Below are 22,470 nucleotides of genomic sequence, written 5' to 3' on the forward strand. Positions count from 1 at the left end.
AGAGAATAGTGTGTCAACAAGAGATTTGTCTGTTATATTAAGTGTCATTTTAATAGTGGCGATGTTGATCATACCATTTCCACCAGGACTACTGAGCTTTCTTATCATCATCAATATTTCTTTAGCATTATTAGTTTTATTAACATCAATGAATATGACAGAGCCTTTACAGTTTTCCATTTTTCCATCACTTCTATTGCTATTAACCTTATTTCGTCTTGGCTTAAACGTATCCACGACAAGATCGATTCTTTCAAAAGGTGAAGCTGGTGGTGTAGTAGAAACATTTGGAACGTTTGTTGTTGGCGGAAATGTCGTTGTTGGACTTGTTGTCTTTCTCATCTTAATTATCATCCAATTTGTTGTAATAACAAAAGGATCTGAAAGGGTATCGGAAGTAGCAGCCCGTTTCACTCTTGATGCAATGCCAGGGAAACAGATGAGTATTGATGCCGATTTAAATGCCGGTATGATATCGGAACAAGAAGCTCGGGAACGTCGAGAGAAAGTAAGTAGGGAATCAGATTTTTACGGTGCTATGGATGGTGCGAGTAAATTCGTAAAAGGAGATGCCATTGCGGGAATTATCATTGTACTTATCAACTTAATTTTTGGAATTATTATCGGAATGACCCAGCAAGGTTTACCGATTGCGGAAGCAGCTACTAGATATTCACTACTCACTGTTGGGGATGGTATTGTAAGTCAAATACCAGCACTATTAATTTCGACGGCAACAGGAATAGTCGTTACAAGGGCCGCATCAGATGGGAACTTGGGACAAGATATCATATCTCAGCTCCTTGCTTTTCCGAAAATGTTATATGTTGCCGCTGGCACAATTTTTTTATTAGGTATTGCCACTCCGATTAATGATTTGGTGACAATTCCAATCTCAGCGGCTATTGCACTCGGTGGATATAGACTTTCGAAAGTACCGAAGACTACCGATAATAATATTCAGGATATGGAAGAAGAAATACAGTCGGAAGAACTGAAAAGTCCCGAAAGTGTTATTAATCTATTAAATATCGACCCGATAGAATTTGAATTTGGCTACGGTCTCATTCCTCTTGCAGATGCAAATCAAGGTGGAGATTTACTTGACCGAGTCGTTATGATTAGACGTCAATTAGCATTAGAATTGGGTATTGTCATTCCGGTTGTGCGAATTCGTGATAATATTCAACTGCAACCCAATGAGTATGTGCTAAAAATAAAGGGTAGTGAAATGGGACGAGGGGAACTGCTCCTCGATCATTACTTGGCGATGAGCCCTGGTATTGGGGAAGATTCAATTGAAGGAATTGATACGATAGAACCGTCTTTCGGTTTACCTGCTAAATGGATTACTGAAGATGCGAAAGAACAAGCGGAGATTTTAGGTTTTACGGTTGTTGATCCGCCATCCGTTGTATCTACTCATATTACAGAACTTTTACGTGCAAATGCTTATGAATTATTAGGTAGACAGGAAACGAAGCAACTAATTGATCATGTAAAAGAGACTTATCCGATTTTAGTAGAGGAAGTTACACCAAACCCACTTTCTGTCGGTGATATACAAAAAGTTTTAGCTAAACTACTTAAAGAAAATGTATCAATTCGTAATTTAACGGTTATCTTTGAAACTTTAGCTGATTTTGGAAAAATGACATCTGATACTGATTTGTTAACTGAATATGTAAGACAAAGCTTAGCAAGGCAAATTACGAATCAATATATTGAGGACGGAAATAATTTAAAAGTTATTACTGTTTCGGGAAAAATTGAAAAAATAATAGCTGATGGTGTTCAACAAACAGAACATGGAAATTATTTATCAATCGATCCGAATGATTCACAAAGCATATTAGAAGCAATAGCCGAGCAGGTCGAACAGTTGTCAGTGATTGGTCAATCACCAATTATTTTATGTTCTCCTGCAGTAAGGATGTACGTGCGACAATTGACAGAAAGATATTTTCCGAGGGTTCCTATTCTTTCTTATAATGAATTGGAGGCAAATGTTGAGGTACAAAGCGTTGGGGTGGTGAATCTATAATGAAAGTAAAAAAGTTCGTAGCATCAAATATGTCAGAAGCAATGAAGCAAATTCGTCGTGAATTGGGTGATGACGCAGTCATTCTTAATTCTAAAGTCGTCTATTCGGGTGGCTGGTTTGGATTATTTAAGAAAAAAAACCTAGAAGTCATTGCTGCCTTAGATATGGATTCGAGACAAAATCATGCAGTTTTGAAAGAAAAACAGCAAAAGCCAACGATTATTCCTGTACAGCAACAAGTAAACATTGAGAAAAATAATAAAAATGAATTTCATAATGAACTGGCAGAAATTAAAAAAATGGTTCAGGAAATGACATTAAATCAATCAATTGTACTAAAACATTTACCTGAGCCTATCCAAATCATTTGTGAAAAATTACACGAACAAGAAATAAATGCTGATATTATTTCGGAGTTAAGTAATAAACTACTTATTCGTTATCGAAATAGTGACAATGAGCCAACAATGAACCAAGTAGTGGAATGGGCAAAAGAATTTTTTATTTCGAGTTTGTCTACGATTAACCATGGCGGCATTTCTCCTCAGAAAAAGTTCATTAATTTAGTTGGCCCTACAGGAGTTGGGAAAACAACTACGCTAGCAAAAATTGCTGCAGGTGAAGTGCTTGAAAAAAGAAAGAAAATTGCCTTTATTACAACGGACACTTATAGAATAGCTGCTATAGAACAGTTGAAAACATATGCTAATCTTTTAAATGTACCAGTTGAAGTAGTATATAAATTAGAAGATTTCCAAAAGGCGATTACAAAATATGCTGAATATGATCACATATTTATTGATACTGCAGGTCGAAATTACCGGGAAATGAAGTATATTACTGAACTTGAAAACCTCATCGATTTCAATCAAAGCATGGAAACATTTTTGACACTGTCACTGACGATGAAAGAAAAAGACATTCAAATGATTATTAAAAACTTTGAGTCACTAAAAATTAACAAATTCATTTTTACTAAATTGGATGAAACCTCAACTTATGGAACCATTTTTAATTTAGTATTAAAAAATGGGAAAGGCGTTGCTTACTTAACGAATGGTCAAGACGTACCAGACGATTTGGAAGAATGTTCAAGGGACAGATTGGTTAATCATTTATTTGAAGGTATGAAATTATGAGTGATCAAGCAGAAAAATTACGAAAGAAGCTAAAAGCTATTGAATCTACTCCTGCTAAAACGATTGCTGTTGTTAGCGGAAAAGGCGGTGTTGGTAAATCCAATATTACGGTAAATACTGCGTTTTCTTTAGCACAAAAAGGAAATAAGGTGCTGATTTTTGATTTTGATATAGGGATGGGGAATATCAACGTCTTATTAGGTGTAGATACAAAATATACCATTTCTGATTATATTGAAAAAGACATACCAATCAATGAAATTATTTTTTCAGGACCTAATAATATTTCCTATATTTCAGCAGGAAATGGATTTTCTAAAGTACTGGAATTAGATCATATTTTTGTTCAAAGATTATTGGAAGAATTAGAAAAGTTACAATATCAATATGATTTTATTCTATTCGATATGGGGGCAGGAGCTACAACTGTGAATCTACAAATATTATTATCGGTTGATGATATTTTTGTTGTAACAACACCTGAACCTACTTCGGTAACAGATGCATATTCAATGATGAAATACATTGTTTTACAAAGTTTAGAAAATAACCTCTTTTTAATTTGCAATCGAAGCGAAAAAGAAAAGGAAGGAATTATTACTGTAAACCGTTTACAAACCGTGATGAAAAAATTTTTGAATAAAGATATTCACATACTTGGAATATTACCTGAAGATTCGCATGTAAGAAAAGCGGTCATTCGTCAAATTCCTTTTTATACAGAGTTTCCTCACTCATCCATTTCGGAAAAACTTGAAAAAATGGTGCGAAATTATTTAGGTGAAACAAAATATGAGAAACAATCATCCCAATCGAATCCGTTTATCCGGAAACTACGGAGTTTCTTTGAAAGGTAGGGCTGATCATGAAACCTATTAAAGTATTAGTCGTTGATGATTCTGCATTCATGAGAAAATTAATCGTGAATTTTTTAGAAGAGGACCCCTACTTAGAGGTAGTGGGAATTGCTAGAAATGGAAAGGATGCGATTGAAAAAACAAAACAATTAAACCCGGATGTTATTACGATGGACATTGAAATGCCAATTATGAACGGACTAGAAGCGTTAGCAATTTTAATGGATGAGTTTCCTAAACCTGTCATTATGCTATCGAGCACAACGAAATCAGGCGCGGAAAATACAATTATAGCGATGCAAAATGGTGCTATTGATTTTATTGCTAAACCTTCAGGAACGATATCTCTTGATTTAGAAAAAATAAAAATACAATTAATTAATAAAGTGAAAAATGCTGGACAGGTAAATATGACGAACGTGAAAAGAGCGTTAATTACGAACCGGGACAATGTTCCGGAAAAAATAAAACCGATACTAAAGGATAATTGGAAGAACGCCCAAAGAAAAAAAATCATATGTATTGGTTCTTCAACCGGCGGACCAAAAGCATTGCAGGAAGTGCTAACAGTCTTGCCAAAATCAATTAAGGCGCCTATTTTAATCGTTCAACATATGCCAGCCGGATTTACAAAATCGTTAGCTAGCCGTCTGGATGCATTAAGTGAAATTACCGTAAAAGAAGCTGAGGATGGCGAATATATCAAAGATGGTGTCGCCTATATTGCACCCGGAAATCATCACTTAGTTTTAAAACAAGTAGGTAATGAACTAGCGATTAGTTTGAATCACTCACCCCCTATTAAAGGACATCGACCATCCGTTGATATGATGTTTGAATCTCTTAGTCACTTCAGTGAGTATGACAAGATTGCTGTCATATTAACGGGGATGGGGGCGGATGGATCAAAAGGATTAATCGAATTAAAAACAAAAGGGAATGTCAAGGCGATTGCAGAATCAGAAAACAGCTGTATCGTTTTTGGAATGCCGAAATCCGCAATTGCTACGAATCTTGTAGATGAAATTACAGATCTTAATCACGTTGCGAAAACAATAATGAAATATATGGGATAGAAGGGTGTGGGGTTAATATGGAAATGGGGCAATATTTAGAGATTTTTATTGAGGAAAGTAAAGAGCATTTGCAATCTTGTAATGAACAATTATTACTTTTAGAAAAGAATCCGGAAGATCTTTCAATTGTAAATGAAATTTTCAGGTCCGCACATACATTGAAAGGTATGTCAGCAACAATGGGGTATGAAGATTTAGCAAATCTTACCCACAAGATGGAAAATGTTTTAGATGCAATTCGGAATGAAAAGATTAAGGTGACCCCTGAGATTTTAGATGTAGTATTTTTAGCAGTTGATGATCTTGAATTTATGGTTGAGTCCATTGCCACTGGTGGCGATGGAAAAAAAGATGTATCCTTAGTCATTGAGAAATTACATATGATAGAAACCGGAGAACCGGCAACTATCCAAATGGCACAAGATGAAGTTGCAGCAACTACCGTAGAAGATAGTAAACTTGAATTAAAAAATAATTATGACCAATATGAGCAAACGATTATACAGCAATCATTAGATCAAGGTTTTCATTGCTATGAACTTTCCATTTCATTAAGAAGTGACTGTTTATTAAAAGCTGCCCGTGTCTTTATGACCTTTGAAGTGTTAGAAAAATGCGGCGAAGTAATAAAGTCAAATCCAACCGTGGAACAATTGGAAGCTGAACAATTTGACCATGAATTTTTTATTACATTAATAACAAATGATTTATCTGAAGAGATCAAAAAGAAAGTAATGAAAGTTTCTGAGATTGAAAAAGTCGAGATTGTGGAAATTACCCGTTTGAATCAATGCCAGGAAGAAGAATTGGGAGATAAAGAAATAACAAATCAAGTACATGCAGCACCTCAAAAGAGGGAAAAACAAATTGAAAAATCAAAAGAAAAGAAAAGTACGCAAACGAAAGGAAATTCCACAAGTCAAAATAAAACGATTCGAGTGAATATCGAAAGACTTGATATATTAATGAATTTATTCGAAGAACTAGTGATTGACCGCGGGAGATTAGAACAAATTTCAAAAGAACTTCATCACTCGGAACTAGATGAAACGGTTGAAAGAATGACAAGAATCTCTAGTGATCTACAAAATATTATTTTAAATATGCGGATGGTTCCTGTTGAGACTGTATTTAATCGATTCCCAAGAATGGTAAGACAACTTGCTAGAGACTTACATAAAAGTATTAACCTTGAGGTAATTGGAGCAGAAACTGAACTTGATCGTACAGTAATTGATGAGATTGGTGATCCACTCGTCCATTTACTTCGAAACGCAATTGACCATGGAATTGAAACTCCTGAGAAAAGAAGAAGTCAAGGCAAGCCTGAGGAAGGAACGATCAAGTTAAAAGCGTATCATAGTGGAAACCATGTCTTTATCGAAATCGAAGATGATGGTGCAGGAATTAATCGGGAGAAAGTATTAAATAAAGCATTATCAAAAGGGATCATTAGTGAAGATGAGGCTAGCAGTTTAACCGATAAGCAGGTATTTGAATTAATTTTAGCATCTGGATTCTCAACGGCAGATACGATTTCCGACATTTCCGGCAGAGGGGTTGGCTTGGATGTTGTTAAAGCAACTATTGAATCTCTAGGTGGTGTCATTAATATTGAATCAACAGAAGGTCAAGGTTCAGTCTTTATTATCCAGCTCCCACTAACATTATCTATTATTTCAGCAATGTTAGTAGAATTAGGTAATGAAAAATACGCTGTTCCACTTTCATCTATTATCGAAACAGCAATCATTAAGAAAAGTGATATTTTAAATGCTCATAATCAAAAAGTAATCGATTTTAGAGGAAATATCGTACCACTTGTATTTTTAAATGAGGTATTTAGTGTACCGGTGGAAATTGAAGAGAATGAGTATTTATCCGTTGTTATAGTAAGAAAAGGAAGTAAAATGGCTGCATTGGTCGTTGATTCATTTATTGGGCAGCAAGAAATTGTTTTAAAATCACTAGGTAATTATTTAACAAATGTTTTTGCAATATCTGGTGCAACGATTCTTGGCGATGGACAAGTTGCATTAATCATCGATTGTAACGCATTGATAAAGTGATGGGAGTGGGGAAATTGACAGAATCAATAGCTTCAGAAAATGTAAAATTAATTGTATTTCAATTATTGGATAAAGAATATGCTATTCCTGTTGAACAAGTTCGTGCAATTGAAAAAGTACAACATATAACGAGAGTCCCTCGTACCGAAAGTTTTGTTAAAGGTGTCATAAATTTACGCGGCGTTGTTTTACCAATTATCGATTTACAAAAACGGTTAGGGATTGGAAAGATTTTATCCAATGAAAGCACGAGAATAATTATTGTTGTAGTTGATAATATGGAAGTTGGTTTATTAGTAGATGCAGCCAATGATGTTCTGGATATTACAAAAGACATCATCGAACCCCATCCTGAAGTTGTCGACACGATCAAAGCGGAATATATTTCCGGAGTAGCGAAAATTGATAAACGATTATTATTATTAATTAACTTAGAAAAAGTACTAAGTCCACTCAAATAGGAGTTTTCATTTATGGAAAAGGATCAATTTACAAATATACATTTGGATATATTAAAAGAAATTGGGAATATTGGTGCCGGTCATGCAGCGACAGCATTATCTACCCTTTTAAACAAAAAAATTGATATGAAAATTCCAAATGTAAGAATAGTCCCTTTCAATGAAATCATGGAACTAGCAGGCGGGTCGGAAAATGTCGTTGTTAGTGTGTTCTTAAGAATTGAAGGGGATGCTAATGGGAATATGTTTTTTATTCTCCCAATTGAACAAGGTGAACGTTTTATTAAACAAATGATCGGTGACCCAACATTTACATTTGCTAGTCCCATCTCAGAAATAGGAGTATCAGCTGCTCAAGAGTTAGGGAATATTTTGGCAGGTTCATATTTAACAGCTTTATCAGATTTCACACAATTAGATTTATTACCTTCAGTTCCGGCGCTTAGTGTTGATATGTTTGGAGCGATCATAAGTTATGGTTTATTAGAGGTTTCTCAAATAAGTGATCATGCAATCGTTGTTGATACGGCACTTTATGAAGCGGATTCTTTATCAGCTGTAAATGGACATTTTTTTCTACTCCCAAATCCAGAATCATTTCAAATTATTTTTAAATCGTTGGGAGTGGAATGAATGGATACTGTTGTTAAAGTTGGGATTGCAGATATGAATATTGTTACAGCACCAAATACAATCCGTACGACTGGTTTAGGCTCATGTGTAGGGGTTATTGTATATGATTCATCTCAACCTTTAGCTGGATTAGCTCATATTATGTTACCGGATTCAAGTATTGCGAAAAATTCTCAATCAATTAATAAAAGTAAATTTGCAGATACTGCTATTATAGAATTAAAATCTAGGATCATTCATGCTGGGGGTAATCCACTAAAATTAAAAGCAAAAATTGCCGGTGGAGCCGAAATGTTTTCCTTTTCAGCGGTTAATGAAGTGATGCGAATAGGACCAAGAAATGTGGAAGCAGTTAAGTCAGCCTTACAAAACGAAAATATCCAACTAGTGGCAGAAGATACCGGTGGAAATAGCGGTAGAACAATCGAATTTAATCCAGAAACATTAATTTTGCAAGTACGGACAGTTAATAAAGGAATAATAGAACTGTAGCGTCTAGTTTATGAAACTAACGAGGAGGGGCAACCATGGCATATCCGGAAACGAAAGAAGAAAAAAAATACTGGGATTTATGGCTAAGTTCTCGTGATACACAGGCGGGTGATATTTTAGTGAAAAAATATTTACCGCTTGTACATTATCATGTACAAAGGATTGCGGTAGGGCTTCCTCGCAATGTTTCAAAGGATGATCTGAAAAGTCTAGGTATGTTAGGGCTACTGGACGCATTAAATAAATTTGACCTATCGCGAGACTTGAAATTTGATACATATGCATCATTTAGGATTCGGGGCGCTATTCTTGACGGTCTAAGGAAAGAGGATTGGTTGCCTAGGGGAACGCGAGAAAAGGCAAAAAAAATTGAAATGACGATCGAACAATTAGAACAACAATATATGAGAACCGTATCTCCAGAAGAAATTGGGAATCATTTAGGAATAAGTGAAGAAGAAGTTTATCAAACTGTGAACGAGCATTTTTTTGCAAATATTCTCTCCATCGATGAACACATTAGCGAAATGGATGACGGGGAGACTGGCAGTTATATTATTAAGGATGATAATTCTCCGAGCCCTGAAGAACAGTTAGTGAAAAATGAACAAATCAAAGAACTAACTGCCACCATCACGCAACTAACCGAGAAGGAACAATTAGTTCTAAGTTTATTTTATCGTGAAGAGCTAACTTTAACTGAAATAGGAGAAATTATGAACCTTTCAACATCGCGAATCTCACAAATCCATTCCAAAGCGATATTTAAACTAAAGAAAATTTTGGAAAAAAATTAGTGTACATTATGGGTAGGGAATCATTATGACAATCTTTATTTTATTTCTATCAATTATATTAAATATTATTACGATATTTGCCATTATCATCTTATATTTACGACAAAATCGTTTATTAACTATGGATCATTCTCAAAAGCAAACAATGAAAGAGATGGAAGATATCTTTACAGCATATATTGAAGAATTGAAAGAAGAAAATGAGCAATTTATAAATAAATTCAAAAGTATTCAAAATGAGCAGAATAGCGACGAAGCCATTGAGAAAACGTCTCACCATCATCCAGCTATTGAGAAGCGAACGAATGAAGTTAATGAAGTAAACTCTGATAATTATAATCGTATGTATGCAGCGAAATCATATCAAAACTCAGTTGGGATGAATAAAGATTTAAAAAAAGAAGTGCAAGATGAAACAGGATCATTAATTGATAAAGTCATATTTTTGCAAAAAAAAGGATTAACAAATGATGAAATAGCGAAAAAACTAAATAAAGGCAAAACTGAAATCGAGTTGATGGTGAAATTTCAACAAAAATCGTTAGATAAACTTGATTGAAACTATTTTTTATGCTATATTATTTCATGGTGTTAATACACACGCTTTTGGATTTAAATAAAGGGTGCTATTCTAAATGGATAGTCTTTATTTAAAGATGAATGAAGCGGAGGAAATCAAAACCATTAGGAGGAAATAACATGTCAGTAATTTCTATGAAGCAATTGCTTGAAGCTGGTGTACACTTCGGTCACCAAACACGCCGTTGGAACCCTAAAATGAAAAAATATATTTTCACAGAGCGTAACGGCATCTACATTATCGATCTTCAAAAAACAGTTAAAAAAGTTGAAGAAGCATACAACTTTGTAAGAGAACTTGCAGCAAACGGCGGAAACATTCTTTTCGTTGGTACGAAAAAGCAAGCTCAAGAATCTGTTAAAGAAGAAGCAGAACGCGTAGGTATGTACTATGTGAATCACCGTTGGTTAGGTGGTACATTAACAAACTTTGAAACAATTCAAAAGCGTATTGAACGTTTAAAATCTATCGAAAAAATGGAAGAAGACGGTACTTTTGAAGTTCTTCCTAAAAAAGAAGTTGTTCAACTTAAAAAAGAACATGAACGCTTAGTTAAATTCCTTGGTGGAATTAAAGATATGAAAAAATTACCGGACGCATTATTCATCATCGATCCTCGTAAAGAGCGTATTGCTGTTGCCGAAGCTCGTAAATTGAATATTCCTATCGTTGGTATTGTTGATACAAACTGTGATCCGGATGAAATCGACTATGTAATTCCAGCAAATGATGATGCAATCCGTGCTGTTAAACTATTAACTGGTAAAATTGCTGATGCAATCATCGAAGTTAAACAAGGTGAAGAAGAAGAAGTTACTGCAACAGTTGCAGCTGAATAATTATAAATTTTGTTCGTATTGTTAAAAATGTATGTGAAAAGGTGATAAGAAGGCTTCATCCTTATCACCTTTTTTTAAGAGTAAATTCTATTCTAGCATTAATAATGAATCTACATATAATAAGGAGGAACATCCCATGGCAGTTACTGCACAAATGGTTAAAGAACTTCGCGAAAAAACAGGTGCCGGAATGATGGATTGCAAAAAGGCATTGACAGAAACAGACGGAAATATGGAAAAAGCAATTGATTACCTTCGTGAAAAAGGAATTGCAAAAGCAGCTAAAAAAGCTGATCGTATTGCTGCAGAAGGTACAACTTATATTTTCGTACAAGGCAATGACGGAGTTATTTTAGAAGTTAACTCTGAAACTGACTTTGTTGCTAAAAATGAAGGTTTCCAAAACCTTGTTAAAGAATTAGCTGCACATTTATTGAACAAAAAACCAGCTACTGTTGAAGAAGCTTTGGAACAACAAATGGATAATGGTACAACTGTTGAAGATACAATTAATGCGGCTATTGCTAAAATTGGTGAAAAAATCACTTTACGTCGTTTTGAAGTATTAACAAAACCTGAAAATGCAGCATTTGGTGAATACCTACACATGGGTGGCCGCATTGGTGTATTAGCTGTGTTAGAGGGAACAACTGATCAATCAGTTGCGAAAGATGTTGCAATGCATGCTGCAGCTTTAAATCCAAAATATATTTCACGTGATCAAGTATCTGCCCAAGAAGTTGAACATGAACGTGAAGTTTTAACACAACAAGCATTAAACGAAGGCAAACCAGAAAATATTGTGGCGAAAATGGTAGAAGGACGTCTAAGCAAATACTTTGAAGAAATTTGTATTGTTGACCAAGCTTTCGTTAAAAATCCTGATCAAAAAGTCGGCCAATTTGTTAAATCACATGGTGCGACAATTACGAACTTAGTTCGTTATGAAGTTGGTGAAGGAATCGAAAAACGTCAAGATAACTTTGCTGAAGAAGTAATGAGCCAAGTTAAGAAGTAATATTATCAATGGATAGGGGACACGTTGTGTTCCCTATTTTTAAAGATAATAATATAGAATACATACTTAAAATATTGGAGGTTCACAATGAGCACCCCAAAATATAAACGTGTCGTTTTAAAACTTAGTGGTGAAGCATTAGCAGGTGAACAAGGTTTTGGAATTAATCCTACTGTAATTAAATCAGTAGCAGAACAAGTAAAAGAGCTCGCTGAATTAGGTGTTGAAGTCGCTGTTGTTGTTGGCGGTGGAAACATCTGGCGCGGGAAAATCGGAAGTGAAATGGGGATGGACAGAGCAACTGCCGATTATATGGGTATGCTAGCGACTGTTATGAACTCTTTAGCACTTCAAGATAGTTTAGAACAAAATGGAATAGAAACAAGAGTTCAAACGTCAATTGATATGCGTCAAGTTGCAGAACCATATATTCGTCGGCGTGCAATTAGACATCTTGAAAAAAAACGTGTCGTCATTTTTGCTGCGGGCACAGGAAATCCTTATTTTTCAACAGATACTACTGCCGCATTAAGAGCCGCTGAAATTGAAGCTGAAGTTATCTTAATGGCGAAAAATAACGTAGATGGAGTATATTCTGCGGATCCAAAACTGGATGAAAGTGCTGTTAAATATGAAGAATTAACTTATCTTGATGTAATTAAAAACGGTTTAGCCGTAATGGATTCAACCGCATCATCTTTATGTATGGATAATGACATTCCACTAATTGTTTTTTCAATAATGGAAAAAGGAAATATTAAACGTGTTATAATGGGAGAAAATATTGGTACAATTGTTAGGGGGAAAGCTTAATGCCAAAACAAATCATAGCAAATGCGAAGGACAAAATGTCAAAGGCAATATCAGCATATACTCGTGAACTAAGTTCGATTAGAGCAGGAAGAGCTAGTGCTTCTTTATTGGACAGAATCGTTGTTGATTATTACGGAGCACCAACACCAGTGAACCAACTTGCATCCGTATCTGTTCCTGAAGCTAGATTATTAGTCATTCAACCGTATGATAAATCAATTGTATCAGATATCGAAAAAGCCATCTTGAAATCAGACTTGGGACTAACTCCAAATAATGATGGGACACTAATTCGTCTTGCTATTCCAGCATTGACTGAAGAACGTCGTAAAGAATTAGTGAAGCAAGTTAAAAAAGAAGCTGAAGTAGCAAAGGTTGGAATTCGGAATATTCGTCGTGATGCGAATGATGAATTGAAAAAGTTAGAAAAGAACGGCGAGATTTCGGAAGATGATCTTCGTGGATATTCAGACGATGTTCAAAAAATTACCGATGAACATATTAATAAAATCGATCAAATCACTAAAACTAAAGAACAAGATATATTAGAAGTGTAAAATTAACGAACTCTCGTATTTCGAGAGTTTTTTTTTGCATAAAACTAAATAATTACCGTGAAAAACTTCTCAAATATAATTATATTATCTATAATAGAAATCACATTCAATACATAATTTATAGTAAATAAAGATATTCCTGCGATTTTTTGATATTATATAATATGGTACAGATTATTTGGTGCAGTATTCCAGTGGAGGGCAAGTTATGTTAAATAAGTTGAAGTTAAAAAAAACTTCCAAAGGAACTCAAAGTATTGAAGAAAGAATTGAAAACATAAAAAAACATGGTCTACCAAAACATATCGCAATCATAATGGATGGGAATGGAAGGTGGGCAAGTAAACGTGCATTGCCGCGAATCGCTGGACATCATGAAGGGATGAAAAAGGTTAAACCGATCACACGCTTTGCAAACAATCTTGGAATTGAAGTATTGACGCTTTATGCTTTTTCTACGGAAAATTGGATTAGACCTAAAAACGAAGTTGACTATTTAATGAAGCTTCCAGAGGAATTCCTCGGTACTTTTTTACCTGAGTTGGTGGAAGAAAATGTAAAAGTGCAAATGATGGGTCATAAAGAACAATTACCCGAACATACAATGAAGGCTGTGCAAAAAGCGATTGATGATACACTCGATAATACGGGGCTTATTTTAAACTTTGCCCTTAATTATGGTGGCAGGGATGAAATAATAAATGCGGTTCAAAATATTATTAGTGATGTGGAAAATGGCACAATTGACAAAAAAAATGTTTCTGAAGATTTGTTTTCAAATTATTTAATGTCAAAAAAATTTCAAGACCCCGATTTACTTATTCGTACGAGTGGTGAAATCAGGTTAAGTAATTTTATGCTTTGGCAAATGGCATATACTGAATTTGTTTTTACTGATGTTTTATGGCCTGACTTTTGTGAAGAAGATTTACTGCAGGCAATTGAAGAATATCAACAAAGATCAAGACGATACGGTGGCTTAAAAAGTGAGGGTAATGAGAAGTGAAGCAACGAATAATTACAGCAGTGATTGCAGCAGCAATATTCATACCAATTGTAATATATGGGAATATCCCTTTTGTAATATTATCCTATTTAATGGGAACGGTAGCTCTTTATGAGCTTTTAAAGATGAGGAAACTATCTATTTTTTCTATTCAAGGTATCATTTCATTATTATTATTATGGATTATACTAGTTCCAAGACAATTTACTCATGTAATTGAGCATTTTGGCTATACGAAACTGCATTATATTTTTATAGCCGTTTTACTATTTTTAGTCATTACTGTTATCACTAAAAATAAAACAACTTTTGACCATGTATCCTTTTTGTTACTTACGGTAGTTTATATAGGTATGGGTTTCTATTATTTTGTCGAAACACGTGACGCAAATAATGGTCTTACATATATTTTATATTCTTTATTTACCATTTGGGCAACTGATTCCGGTGCTTATTTCATTGGACGTGCTTTAGGTAAAAGAAAACTTTGGCCAGAAATAAGCCCTAATAAAACCGTAGAAGGTGCAATAGGGGGAGTTGTTTGTGCGATCATCGTTGGTATCCTATTCGCACTATTTTCTAATTTAGATGCCTCCCTCATTCAGCTGATTGTTGTTTCAGCAGTCGTTGCTATTTTTGGACAAATAGGGGATTTAGTGGAATCAGCCTATAAACGACAATACGGTGTAAAAGATTCTGGTAACATCTTACCTGGTCATGGTGGGATTTTAGATCGATTCGATAGTTTATTATTCGTTTGGCCACTACTTCATTTACTCCATTTTGTCCAATGAAAATGAAGGGTTTTAGTGTTATAATTAGGAGTTGAAAAGATGAAATATATAAGTTTATTAGGAGCGACCGGATCAATTGGTACGCAAACATTGGATGTAATTCGAAATCATTCAGATAAATTTCGCTTAGTAGCTTTTTCTATTGGGAAAAATATTGAGCTTGCTAGAAAAATTATCGCGGAGTTTAGTCCTGAACTTGTTTCTGTTAAAGAACGAACAGATTATGAAAGTTTAAAAGCTGAATTTAGCAGCAATATCCGTTTTTCCTATGGAGACGATGGGTTAGTAGAAGTTGCTGCCTATGAAAAGACCGATGTCGTTGTTAATGCTGTTATGGGAAGTGTTGGTTTATTCCCGACTTTACAGGCAATTAAAGCAAAGAAAACAATTGCCCTAGCAAATAAAGAAACACTTGTAACAGCAGGCCACATCGTTATGGAAGCAGCTAAGGCAAATGAGGTAAGCATTTTGCCAGTTGATAGTGAGCATTCAGCGATATTTCAATGTTTACAAGGCGAAAAAGAAAAAAATATTGAGCGTCTCATCATTACTGCTTCGGGCGGTAGTTTCCGAGATAAAAGTCGCGAAGAACTTAAAGATGTTACTGTTGATCAAGCGTTAAATCATCCGAATTGGTCGATGGGCGCAAAAATTACGATTGACTCAGCCACGATGATGAATAAAGGATTAGAAGTCATCGAAGCACATTGGCTTTTTAATGTACCTTATGAAAAAATAGATGTATTATTGCATCGGGAAAGTATCATTCATTCGCTGGTTGAATTCCGGGATACTAGTGTAAAAGCCCAGCTAGGTACACCGGATATGAGAGTCGCTATTCAGTATGCACTATCATATCCCGATCGTCTCTCATTAACATCGGGACATAAATTGAATTTGGCTGAAATCGGTAAATTACATTTCGAAGAGATGGATTTAAATCGCTTCGTTTGTTTAAAACTTGCCTACGAAGCCGGGAGAGTTGGAGGCACAATGCCAACCGTTTTAAATGCAGCAAATGAAATGGCAGTTGATGCGTTTTTAAATAGAAAAATTTCTTTTTTAACGATTGATGAATTCGTTTCAAAAGCACTTGAAAAGCATCATATGATTAATCATCCAGATCTTGATACAATCAAAATGGTAGATCAGGAAACAAGAGCGTATATAAACTCACTCTTATAAAAGGTGGTTTTGAATTTTGACGACTGTAATCGCATTTATTATTATTTTCGGGGCATTAGTATTTTTCCATGAAGCAGGTCATTTTTATTTTGCGAAACGAGCTGGTATTTTGGTTCGTGAATTTGCTATTGGATTTGGTCCGAAAGTATTATCTTTTAGAAAAAATGAAACTCTTTATACAATAAGGTTATTACCGATTGGCGGATATGTTCGTATGGCTGGTGAAGATCAAGAAATGAGTGATTTAAAAGCCGGTCAAAGGGTCGGACTTCTTTTTAACGAGAAAGAAGAAGTTAATAAAATCGTCGTGAATGGAAAAAGTCGCTTTGCGGATATTCGTACCATCGAGGTGGAAGAATCTGATTTGGATCACAAGTTAATTATTAAAGGATATGAAGAGGGAGATGAAGATGAAACTTTAAAAACCTTTTCTATTACAAAAGACGCTGTGATCGTCGAAGATCGTGTTGAAACGCAAATTGCCCCATGGGATAGACAATTTGGATCGAAATCATTAGGTCATCGTGCAATGACTATTTTTGCTGGGCCAATGATGAACTTTGTTCTTGCGATTGTTATTTTCACTATTTTAGCCATTATTCAAGGTGTACCTGTCAATGACCCGGTACTGGGGAAGTTAACTCCTGATGGTGCTGCAAAGCAAGCAGGTTTACATGAAGGGGATACGATTATAAGCATTGATGGCTCGGAAATTTCTAGTTGGGAAGACATAGTTGAAGTCATCCAAAAGCATCCGGGCGAAGAATTAATGTTTACTATTGAAAGAAATAATCAAACGAAAGATATTGCCGTAACACCTAAGGCGGAAAAAGAAGGTAATCAGGAAATTGGAAGAATTGGGGTAAATAACCCGGTTCAAAAGTCACCATTAAAAGTTGCGACATACGGTGTCGAGCAAACATACCAGTGGACGATTGAAATCTTTAGAATGCTTGGAAAACTTGTAACAGGCCAATTTTCAATCGATATGCTCTCAGGACCTGTCGGTATTTATAAATCAACAGAAGTAGTCGCTAAATCGGGTATTATCTTTTTAATGAAATGGGCTGCATTATTAAGCATAAACTTAGGTATCATGAACTTATTACCTATTCCAGCACTAGATGGCGGTCGTTTACTATTTTTTGGAGTAGAAGCGCTAAGAGGAAAACCGATCGATCGTCAAAAAGAAGGAATGGTCCATTTTATAGGTTTTATGTTATTAATGCTGTTGATGATAATCGTTACATGGAATGATATACAAAGATTCTTTTTATAAAATAGTGAAGCAGTCGGAACATACCGATTGCTTCTTCTCTCTTTTTAGAAAAACATCTGTCAATGTTTGTGGATTGAAATTGTCGTGATGTTTTTTTATTATGTATATGGAATGATTTATAATTGAACGTTGATTTAAGATATAGATATAGAGAAGGATGGGAGAGGAAAATATGACAAGCAATCCCGCCGAAAAAAAAGAGCGATTTCGTGTTTTATTGCAACAACTTAATATGACAGAAGATCGAATCGTCCAATTCTTTCAAAACGCGGAAATAGAAAAACTCGTAGTAGAAAGAAAATCAAAACGTTGGCATTTTTACTTTTTGTTTCAGCAGATATTACCCTATGAAATTTTTAACCGTTTTACCCTGCAACTGCAACACGCATTTAACCATGTGGCAAAGGTTGACTTTACGATTCGTGTTATGGAGTCGAGCTTTCCCGAAGAAGCTGTCGTTGATTATTGGAGACATTGTATAAAAGAACTAGATGGGATATCCCCCATGCTCTTATCCTTATTAAATGAGCAAGTACCAACATTAAAAGGGAATAAATTAATTGTACAAACGAGAAATGACACGGAAGCAAGAACACTAAAACAAAAATACGGAGAATGGATATCAAATATTTACCAAAACTTTGGTTTTCCACTTTATGTATTAGATGCTGAAATCGGACAAAATGAAGCAAATGAAGAATATAAAAAATTTATTGAAGAAAAACAAAAAGAAGACGAGGAACGGGCGAAATTAGCCGTAATAGAAATGCAGAAGAAAGAATCAGAGACTAGTGATTCACCTGTAAATGAAGGTCCAATCATGATTGGGTTAACAATTAAAGAGGATGATACGTTCCGTCGCATGGAGGAAATTATTGATGAAGAGAGACGAATTACAGTAGAAGGATATGTCTTTTTTGCTGAAACAAAAGAACTCCGCAGTGGAAGAACATTATTAACATTTAAAATTACGGACTATACAAGCTCAATTTTGGTGAAAATGTTTTCGCGTGATAAAGAAGATGCTGCAATTCTTAGCCAAGTGAAAAAAGGAATGTGGATTCGGGCAAGAGGAAGCATCCAAAATGATACTTTCGTTCGGGATCTTGTCATGATTGCAAATGATTTAAATGAAATTAAACCGAAACTTAGACAAGATCACTCACCTGAAGGCGAAAAACGAGTCGAGCTTCATCTTCATACACCGATGAGCCAAATGGATGCTGTAACACCGATAAGTGATTTAGTCAGCCAGGCGAAAAAATGGGGTCATAAAGCTATTGCGGTTACCGATCATGGAATCGCTCAATCGTTCCCGGAGGCATTTAGTGCCGGGAAAAAGAACGACATAAAGATTCTATATGGAGTAGAAGCAAATCTGGTTGATGACGGAGTTCCGATTACGTATAATGATGCACATCGATTATTAAGTGAAGATACATTTGTCGTCTTTGATGTGGAAACGACAGGTTTGTCAGCTGTTTATGATACAATCATTGAACTCGCTGCCGTGAAAATTCACAATGGAGAAATTATCGACCGTTTTGAATCGTTCGCTAACCCTCATCATCGACTATCTAATACAACGATCGAGCTAACCGGAATAACCGATGAAATGGTTGAAAGTGCTCCTGATGTAGATATTGTTTTACGAAAATTTTCAGAGTGGGCCAAAGATGATATTTTAGTAGCACATAATGCCTCATTTGATATGGGGTTTCTAAATGTTGGTTACCAGAAGATCGGTTTACCAAAAGCAACAAACCCTGTTATTGATACGTTAGAGGTAGCAAGACTACTTTATCCGGAATTTAAAAATCATCGTTTAAATACACTTGCGAAAAAATTCGATATTGAATTAACCCAACACCATCGTGCAATATATGATGCTGAAGCAACCGGATATATTCTATTAAAATTATTAAAAGATGCAAGTAAACAAGGAATTGAATATCATGATCAATTTAATGATTATATGGGTAAAGGTGGAGCGTATAAACGGGCACGTCCATCACATTGCACATTATTAGCTCAGACGGAAAAAGGACTTAAAAATTTATTTAAGCTCATTTCACTCGCTCATATTGATTATTTTTACCGTGTTCCAAGAATACCCCGGTCACAATTACAAAAGTTCCGTGAAGGCATCCTTGTCGGTTCTGCCTGTGATAAGGGAGAGGTTTTTGAAGGGATGATGCAAAAAGCCCCTGATGAGGTAGAGGAAACAGCGAAATTCTATGATTATCTAGAAGTGCATCCGAAAGAGGTATATGCACATTTAATAGAATTAGAATTAGTTCGAGACGAGAAATCATTAGAAGAAATTATTTCGAATATCGTTAAATTGGGTGAAAAACTAGACCTTCCAGTAGTAGCAACAGGCAATGTACATTATCTTAATCCAGAGGATAAGATCTATCGAAAAATTTTAATAGCCTCTCAAGCGGGTGCTAATCCTTTAAATCGTCATAAATTACCGGATGTTCATTTTCGAACGACTGATGAAATGTTACAAGCTTTTTCATTTTTAGGGAAAGAAAAGGCAAAGGAAATTGTAATTACGAATACGAATAAAATTGCAGATATGATTGATACGATTAAGCCAATCAAGGATGATCTATATACACCAAAAATTGAAGGGGCCGAAGACGAAATAAGAAATATGAGTTATGAAATGGCACGGAGTATTTATGGTGAAGATCTCCCGGAAATTGTTGAAGCAAGACTCGAAAAAGAACTGAAAAGTATTATTGGTCACGGGTTTGCAGTTATTTATCTTATTTCACATAAACTAGTAAAAAAATCTTTAGATGATGGTTACCTAGTTGGTTCACGTGGTTCAGTTGGTTCATCTTTTGTAGCAACAATGACTGAAATTACCGAAGTCAATCCTTTGCCACCACATTATGTATGTGCAAATTGTAAGCATTCGGAGTTTTTCAATGACGGATCCGTTGGTTCAGGTTTTGACTTACCCGATAAGGACTGTCCAAATTGTGGATCAAAATATAAAAAAGATGGACATGATATCCCATTTGAAACCTTCTTAGGCTTTAAGGGGGATAAAGTTCCCGATATTGATCTTAACTTTTCCGGAGAATATCAACCACGAGCTCATAACTACACAAAGGTTCTGTTTGGTGAAGAATATGTTTATCGAGCAGGTACAATTGGTACGGTTGCGGATAAAACTGCTTATGGATATGTTAGAGGGTACGCTCAAGATAATAACCTTAATTTACGTGGAGCGGAAATTGATCGTTTAGTACAAGGTTGTACAGGTGTTAAACGGACAACGGGACAGCATCCGGGGGGAATTATCGTTATCCCTGATTATATGGATGTATATGATTTTACACCGATTCAATACCCGGCAGATGATCGGGAATCTGAGTGGAAAACGACTCATTTTGATTTCCATTCGATTCATGACAATGTTTTAAAATTAGATATACTAGGTCACGATGATCCAACAATGATCCGGATGCTTCAGGATTTAAGCGGGATTGATCCGAAAACAATCCCAACTGATGATCCAGTCGTTATGCAAATCTTTAGCGGGACTGAATCTTTAGGGGTTACTGAAGATCAGATTATGTGTAAAACTGGAACGTTAGGGATACCAGAGTTTGGAACAAGATTTGTTAGGCAAATGCTTGAAGATACAAAACCAACAACATTTTCCGAACTAGTCCAAATTTCCGGCCTTTCTCATGGGACAGATGTATGGCTAGGAAATGCACAAGAATTGATTCATAACGGAACTTGTACTTTACCAGAAGTAATTGGATGTCGTGATGATATTATGGTGTATTTGATCTATCAAAACCTAGAACCATCATTAGCTTTTAAAATTATGGAGTCTGTTCGTAAGGGGAAAGGATTACAGCCGGAAATGGAAGAGGAAATGCGAAAACAAAATGTTCCGGAATGGTATATCGATTCATGTAAAAAGATAAAATACATGTTTCCTAAAGCCCATGCCGCAGCATATGTTTTGATGGCCGTGCGTATTGCCTATTTTAAAGTACATTTACCACTGCTTTATTATGCAGCATATTTTACAGTTAGGGCGGAAGATTTTGATCTAGAAGCAATGGTTCGCGGTTCAAGTTCCATTCGAGCCAAGATTGAAGAAATAAATGCTAAAGGATTAGATGCATCTACAAAGGAAAAAAGTTTATTGACGGTATTAGAGCTTTGCTTAGAAATGTGTGAACGTGGCTTCCAATTTCAACGGGTCGATCTATATCGCTCGAAAGCATCTGAGTTTGTAATTGATGGTAACTCATTAATACCTCCTTTTAATGCAATACCAGGTTTAGGAACAAACGCGGCATTAAATATTGTAAAAGCGCGTGAAGAGGGAGAATTCTTATCAAAAGAAGACCTCCAACAACGTGGAAGAGTTTCTAAAACAATTATAGAGTACCTTAACAATCATGGCTGTCTAGAATCTCTTCCGGAGCAGAATCAATTATCATTGTTTTAAATAAAAATAATGGTACTTGTCGGGGCTAAGCAGTCGCCTCCGCTTTTCGAATTGTCCAGCTGCGGCTTCTAGCCCCTCGAGGTCATAAGTCATCTTACTGCGTGGCTAAAGGGCAAGCCACTACGTAAGCTGCCTTATGCTTGTCGGGGCTAAATAGTCGCTTCCGCTTTTCGAATTATTTGCATATAAATTTTGGTTATGGTATATTTTTATTGGAAATACTACTGATAACTCTTGGAAAGAGTGGGGCATACCCACTCTTTCGTCTTTTTGGTTAAGTCCATTTTGCTTCTATGATGATTAATTTTTATTAATTCTTAAGCTATTACCATTGTTAAT

General features: G+C 35.4%; 19 protein-coding genes. All 19 read left to right on the top strand.

The window, feature by feature from the left end:
- Positions 1-10: 10 nt before the first annotated feature.
- The 19 genes from flhA to MKY81_RS13330 all read left to right on the top strand — a co-directional run bounded on the left by flhA (position 11) and on the right by MKY81_RS13330 (position 22,131).
- Positions 11-2,044: a flagellar biosynthesis protein FlhA gene (gene flhA, locus MKY81_RS13240; protein WP_107921081.1), complete on the top strand. Its 2,034-nt coding sequence runs from the start codon at positions 11-13 to the stop codon at positions 2,042-2,044.
- The gene (flhF, locus tag MKY81_RS13245; RefSeq protein ID WP_341118028.1) at positions 2,044-3,183 is read left to right on the top strand and encodes a flagellar biosynthesis protein FlhF; all 1,140 of its coding nucleotides are present in this window, start codon (positions 2,044-2,046) and stop codon (positions 3,181-3,183) included. The genes flhA and flhF overlap by 1 nt, the downstream gene beginning before the upstream one ends.
- Entirely contained in the window at positions 3,180-4,040 is an 861-nt protein-coding gene (locus tag MKY81_RS13250) for a MinD/ParA family protein (protein WP_107921082.1), read from the top strand. The genes flhF and MKY81_RS13250 overlap by 4 nt, the downstream gene beginning before the upstream one ends.
- An 8-nt stretch (positions 4,041-4,048) precedes the next feature.
- Entirely contained in the window at positions 4,049-5,116 is a 1,068-nt protein-coding gene (locus MKY81_RS13255; RefSeq protein WP_107921083.1) for a protein-glutamate methylesterase/protein-glutamine glutaminase, read from the top strand.
- 17 nt (positions 5,117-5,133) lie between these two features.
- Positions 5,134-7,185 carry a chemotaxis protein CheA gene (locus tag MKY81_RS13260; protein WP_325946779.1) on the top strand — a complete coding sequence of 684 codons (2,052 nt, stop codon included), beginning with the start codon at positions 5,134-5,136 and terminating at the stop codon, positions 7,183-7,185.
- Positions 7,185-7,646, top strand: a complete 462-nt coding sequence (locus MKY81_RS13265) for a chemotaxis protein CheW (RefSeq protein WP_328018639.1) — start codon at positions 7,185-7,187, stop codon at positions 7,644-7,646. The genes MKY81_RS13260 and MKY81_RS13265 overlap by 1 nt, the downstream gene beginning before the upstream one ends.
- Positions 7,647-7,658: 12 nt before the next feature.
- Entirely contained in the window at positions 7,659-8,279 is a 621-nt protein-coding gene (locus MKY81_RS13270; protein WP_328007457.1) for a chemotaxis protein CheC, read from the top strand.
- Positions 8,280-8,771, top strand: a complete 492-nt coding sequence (locus MKY81_RS13275; protein ID WP_108070631.1) for a chemotaxis protein CheD — start codon at positions 8,280-8,282, stop codon at positions 8,769-8,771. It abuts the gene before it with no gap.
- Between the two features lie 35 nt (positions 8,772-8,806).
- Positions 8,807-9,568: a FliA/WhiG family RNA polymerase sigma factor gene (locus tag MKY81_RS13280; protein WP_108070629.1), complete on the top strand. Its 762-nt coding sequence runs from the start codon at positions 8,807-8,809 to the stop codon at positions 9,566-9,568.
- 25 nt (positions 9,569-9,593) lie between these two features.
- Positions 9,594-10,127 (top strand): hypothetical protein, encoded by a 534-nt coding sequence (locus MKY81_RS13285; RefSeq protein WP_108070627.1) that lies wholly within the window; start codon positions 9,594-9,596, stop codon positions 10,125-10,127.
- A gap of 140 nt (positions 10,128-10,267) precedes the next feature.
- Positions 10,268-10,987 carry a 30S ribosomal protein S2 gene (gene rpsB, locus MKY81_RS13290; protein WP_066233125.1) on the top strand — a complete coding sequence of 240 codons (720 nt, stop codon included), beginning with the start codon at positions 10,268-10,270 and terminating at the stop codon, positions 10,985-10,987.
- A 136-nt stretch (positions 10,988-11,123) separates the two neighbouring features.
- On the top strand, positions 11,124-12,005 hold the full coding sequence (gene tsf / locus MKY81_RS13295) for a translation elongation factor Ts (RefSeq protein WP_066233128.1): 882 nt from the start codon (positions 11,124-11,126) through the stop codon (positions 12,003-12,005).
- Positions 12,006-12,092: 87 nt separating this feature from the next.
- Complete coding sequence (gene pyrH / locus MKY81_RS13300; RefSeq protein ID WP_066233131.1) at positions 12,093-12,818, top strand: UMP kinase; 726 nt, start codon at positions 12,093-12,095, stop codon at positions 12,816-12,818.
- Complete coding sequence (gene frr / locus MKY81_RS13305) at positions 12,818-13,375, top strand: ribosome recycling factor (protein ID WP_066233134.1); 558 nt, start codon at positions 12,818-12,820, stop codon at positions 13,373-13,375. Before pyrH ends, frr begins: the two co-directional genes overlap by 1 nt.
- Positions 13,376-13,583: 208 nt before the next feature.
- Positions 13,584-14,381 (top strand): isoprenyl transferase, encoded by a 798-nt coding sequence (locus MKY81_RS13310; protein WP_107921302.1) that lies wholly within the window; start codon positions 13,584-13,586, stop codon positions 14,379-14,381.
- A complete protein-coding gene (locus MKY81_RS13315; RefSeq protein ID WP_066233139.1) occupies positions 14,378-15,175 on the top strand; it encodes a phosphatidate cytidylyltransferase in 798 nt (265 codons plus the stop codon). The genes MKY81_RS13310 and MKY81_RS13315 overlap by 4 nt, the downstream gene beginning before the upstream one ends.
- 39 nt (positions 15,176-15,214) lie before the next feature.
- Positions 15,215-16,360: a 1-deoxy-D-xylulose-5-phosphate reductoisomerase gene (locus MKY81_RS13320; protein WP_066233142.1), complete on the top strand. Its 1,146-nt coding sequence runs from the start codon at positions 15,215-15,217 to the stop codon at positions 16,358-16,360.
- A 16-nt stretch (positions 16,361-16,376) separates the two neighbouring features.
- Positions 16,377-17,639: an RIP metalloprotease RseP gene (gene rseP, locus MKY81_RS13325; RefSeq protein WP_066233145.1), complete on the top strand. Its 1,263-nt coding sequence runs from the start codon at positions 16,377-16,379 to the stop codon at positions 17,637-17,639.
- A 172-nt stretch (positions 17,640-17,811) separates the two neighbouring features.
- On the top strand, positions 17,812-22,131 hold the full coding sequence (locus MKY81_RS13330; RefSeq protein ID WP_107958341.1) for a PolC-type DNA polymerase III: 4,320 nt from the start codon (positions 17,812-17,814) through the stop codon (positions 22,129-22,131).
- Positions 22,132-22,470 lie beyond the last annotated feature (339 nt).

This window comes from Heyndrickxia sp. FSL W8-0423 (genome assembly GCF_038009395.1).
Classification (GTDB): Bacteria; Bacillota; Bacilli; order Bacillales; family Bacillaceae_C; genus Heyndrickxia; species Heyndrickxia sporothermodurans.